Here is a 4,080-nt window from a genome sequence, read left to right as displayed (position 1 = left end):
AAGAACGATGATGCGGTATATCAGCCAAACCGCGTCACCGTTCTTCGCGGGCAAGCCTCGCTCCTACAAGGGTTAGAACAGTTTCAGGGGTTCTTCGTTGAGGGCGGCGAGTTGCTCGCGCAACGCCAACACCTGATCACCCCAATACCGCTCCGTCCCGAACCACGGAAAACTGTGCGGGAACGCCGGGTCATCCCAGCGGCGTGCCAGCCACGCGCTGTAATGCATCAGGCGCAGCGCGCGCAGTGGTTCGATCAGCGCCAGTTCCCGCGGGTCGAAATCGTGAAACTCGTTGTAGCCGTCCATCAATTCCGACAACTGCCCCAGACATTCCTGACGGTCACCGGCGAGCATCATCCAGATGTCCTGCACCGCCGGGCCCATGCGGCAGTCGTCCAGGTCGACGATGTGGAACATTTCGTCGCGGCACATCATGTTGCCGGGGTGGCAATCGCCGTGCATGCGGATGTTCTGATGCGGCGTGGTGTTGTAGACGTCTTCCACCCGTTTGAGCAGGTCGCGGGCGACAGATTCGTAGGCCGGCAGCAGGCTTTTGGGGATGAAGTTGCCTTCGAGCAAGGTTGTCAGCGAGGCATGACCGAAGTTCTTCACGCCCAGGGCTTCACGGTGTTCGAACGGTTTGGTCGAGCCGACGGCGTGCAGGCGACCGAGCAGTTGGCCCAGCCGATACAGCTGATCGAGATTGCCCGGCTCAGGTGCGCGGCCACCACGGCGGGGGAACAGGGTGAAACGGAAACCGTTGTGTTCGTGCAGGCTGGCACCGTTGTGAATCATTGGCGCCACCACCGGCACGTCGCACTCGGCGAGTTCGAAGGTGAACTGGTGTTCTTCGAGAATCGCTTCGTTGGTCCAGCGCTGCGGGCGGTAGAACTTGGCGATCAGCGGTTCGGAGTCTTCGATGCCGACCTGATAGACACGGTTCTCGTAGCTGTTGAGCGCCAGAACGCGCGCGTCGCTGAGAAAGCCGATGCTTTCGACGGCATCGAGCACGAGGTCTGGGGTGAGGGTTGCAAACGGGTGGGCCATGCTGACTCCTGCGCGCAGCAGGCTGCCGCGTCCGGCCAAGCATGGTAGCGCAGACGGGCTGTCTTTAGTGGTTGGGGTTGAGATGAGTGTTGTTTGGGCTGACGCCTTCGCGGGCAAGCCTCGCTCCTACATTTGGAATGCATTTCCCTGTAGGAGCGAGGCTTGCCCGCGAAGGGGACTTATCAGGCGCCGACGATCCCGCCGTCCTCGCGGGAAATCGCCATCACCGAAGACCGCGGTTTGCCGTTCGGCAGGTGCTCAGGGAACGTCGAGCCACCGTTTTCCCCCGGATGCTGAATCCCGACAAACAGCGTCTTCTGGTCCGGAGAGAAACTGATCCCCGTCACCTCGCAACCCACCGGCCCGACCATGAAGCGACGGATCTCACCGGTCACCGGGTCGGCACAGAGCATCTGGTTGTTGCCCATGCCGGCAAAATCACCGGCGTTGCTCGAATCGCCATCGGTCAGGATCCACAACCGCCCGGCCTTGTCGAAACCCAGGCCGTCCGGGCTGTTGAACATGTTCTGCGGCGTGATGTTCGACGAACCACCCTTCGGCGTGCCGGCGTGGACACCCGGGTTGCCGGCGACCACAAACAGATCCCAGGCAAAGCTTTTCGAGCCGTGATCATCACGGTCGGTGCGCCAGCGGAGAATCTGCCCGTAGACGTTCTTCTCGCGCGGGTTCGGCCCGCCCACCGGCTGACCGTCTTCACCGCGCTTGGCGTTGTTGGTCAGCGTGCAATAGACCTGGCCGTCCTTGGGGCTGACGACGATCCATTCCGGACGGTCCATGCGCGTGGCTTTCACCACTGTGGCGGCGAGGCGTGCATGAATCAGCACTTCGGCCTGATCGGCAAAACCGCTGCTGGCGTCGATGCCGTTTTTGCCGTGGGTCAGCTCGATCCACTCGCCCTGGCCTTTCGGGTGATCGGCATTGCCGTCGCCCGCGTCGAAACGCGCCACGTACAAGGTGCCGTGGTCCAGCAGGTCGCGGTTGGCTTTCGGGTTCTTGTGGTTGATCTTGTCGCGGCTGACGAACTTGTAGATGAACTCGCCGCGTTCATCGTCGCCCATGTACACCACGGCGTGGCCGTCATGGGTCTCGGCCAGGGCCGCGTTTTCATGTTTGAAGCGGCCCAGCGCGGTGCGCTTGACCGGTGTCGATGTCGGATCGAACGGGTCGATTTCCACCACCCAGCCATGACGGTTGAGTTCGTTGGGGTTCTTCGCCAGGTCGAAGCGCTCGTCGTGTTGATGCCAGTTAATCTCTTTACTGGTCGCCACTGCACCGTATCGTTTCTGCGCGGCGTCGAATTTCTGCTCGGCATTGCTGCTACCGAAACAGTCGGTGAAGTTCTCTTCACAGGTCAGGTAGGTGCCCCACGGCGTCTTGCCGTTGGCGCAGTTCTGGAAGGTGCCGAGCACGTTCTTGCCGTGCGGGTCGGCGCTGGTTTTCACCAGCGCGTGGCCGGCGGCCGGGCCGCTGAGGCTGATCGGTGCGTTGCCGTGAATGCGGCGGTTGTAGCGCGAGCCCTGAACGAATTGCCATTGGCCGTTCTTGCGCTGCACCTCGATCACCGACACGCCTTCGCAGGCCAGCGCCTTGCGCACTTCTTCGGCCGATTGCGGCATGCCGCCGTGCGGGTAGAGGTAGCGGTAGTTGGTGTATTCGTTGTTGATCGCCATCAGCGCCCGGTCTTTCTCACCCGGAAATTCGAACAGGCTCATGCCGTCGTTGTTGTCGCCGAACTGGACTTCCTGTTGCTCGGCGCTGCCGTTGCCGCTTGGATCAAATGCCGGACCGTTCTTTTGCAGCGGCTGGCCCCAACTGATCAGCACCGAAGACTTGTAGCCCGGTGGCAGGGTGATTGCGTCGCTGGTGGCGGCGGGAATGCTGTCGAAACCCAACAGTTTGCTGGTGCCTGCGCTGACACTGGCCGCGAGCACGCTGCGGCTCAGCAGGTTGCCGCCGAGGAACATCGCGGCACCGCACAGGGCGCCCGCGCTGATGAAACCACGACGGCTGAGGCCGACCATTTGCTCGAGGTCGGTGGATTGGTTGTCTTCTAATAGGCTCACATCAGGCTCCCTGCTGGTTTTTGCAGTCACCTTAAAGCGCGTTAATGACGCTTGTGTTTCAGAGCGGTGTACCGAGCAGCACATTGGAGGGGGAAAATTGCACCCGCACCGCTTTGCCGGTGGCCAGACCGTGAGTTCGCAAGTGCAGCGGTTCGGCCAGCGCGCACAGCGTCTGGCCATTGGGCAGGCCGATGCGCACTTCACTCGGGCCGTCTTCGGCGTCGAGGATTTCTTCAAGGGTGCCGGTCAGGCAATTGTGTCCGGGCGTTGCCTCGTCATCGATACCCAGCAGGTCGAGCCAACCGGCCTTGATCAGGGCGACGACTTCGGTGCCGGTTTGCAGCTCCAGGCGCAGGGTGCTGTCGTGAGTGATCTGCGCCACGAGGATCAAGCCTTCAGCCAGTTCCAGGCGGATCAGGTCGTTGCGTCCCTGAGCTTCGATTTCCACGACCTTGCCGTGCAATTGATTGCGCGCGCTGGTTCTGAGCATCAGACGGCCGAGCAGGTTGAGGTCGCTGGCGTCTTCGGCGGCTTCCAACACCTGCGCCTGCAACGTTTGCAGCTTTTGATAGAGGCGCAAAACGCGCTCGCCTTCGCTGGACAGCTTGGCGCCACCGCCGCCCTTGCCGCCGACGCTGCGCTCCACCAGCGGTTTCTGCGCGAGGTTGTTCAACTCGTCGATGGCATCCCATGCAGCTTTGTAACTCAGGCCCGCGCTTTTCGCAGCGCGAGTGATCGAGCCCTGTTCGGCGATGTGTTGCAGCAAGGCGATGCGCTGCGGGCGACGGACAATGTGCTGGGACAACAACGTAGGCAAGGACATGGCGAGACGCTTTGGCGGGTGATGATGGTGAGGACGTTGGCGGCTTGGGGCGCGGGAGTCAAGTCAGCCACGATTCCTGTGGGAGCGAGCCTGCTCGCGATGGCGGTTGGTCAGTAATGTAGATGG

The 4,080-nt window shown here is 61.9% G+C and carries 3 protein-coding genes; all 3 read right to left on the bottom strand.

Annotated elements, in window-relative coordinates; translation table 11 throughout:
- Window positions 1-72: 72 nt before the first annotated feature.
- Window positions 73-1,047 (bottom strand): serine/threonine protein kinase, encoded by a 975-nt coding sequence (locus tag KGB25_RS30220; RefSeq protein WP_223437989.1) that lies wholly within the window; start codon window positions 1,045-1,047, stop codon window positions 73-75.
- A gap of 182 nt (window positions 1,048-1,229) precedes the next feature.
- Window positions 1,230-3,131 carry a PhoX family protein gene (locus KGB25_RS30215; RefSeq protein WP_192227613.1) on the bottom strand — a complete coding sequence of 634 codons (1,902 nt, stop codon included), beginning with the start codon at window positions 3,129-3,131 and terminating at the stop codon, window positions 1,230-1,232.
- Between the two features lie 58 nt (window positions 3,132-3,189).
- A complete protein-coding gene (locus KGB25_RS30210; RefSeq protein WP_223437988.1) occupies window positions 3,190-3,954 on the bottom strand; it encodes a TOBE domain-containing protein in 765 nt (254 codons plus the stop codon).
- Window positions 3,955-4,080 lie beyond the last annotated feature (126 nt).

The organism is Pseudomonas sp. BF-RE-21 (assembly GCF_019947305.1).
GTDB classification, from domain to species: Bacteria; Pseudomonadota; Gammaproteobacteria; order Pseudomonadales; family Pseudomonadaceae; genus Aquipseudomonas; species Aquipseudomonas migulae.
Note: the sequence above shows the minus strand (reverse complement) of the source record. Positions and strands in the feature narration are given on the sequence as shown.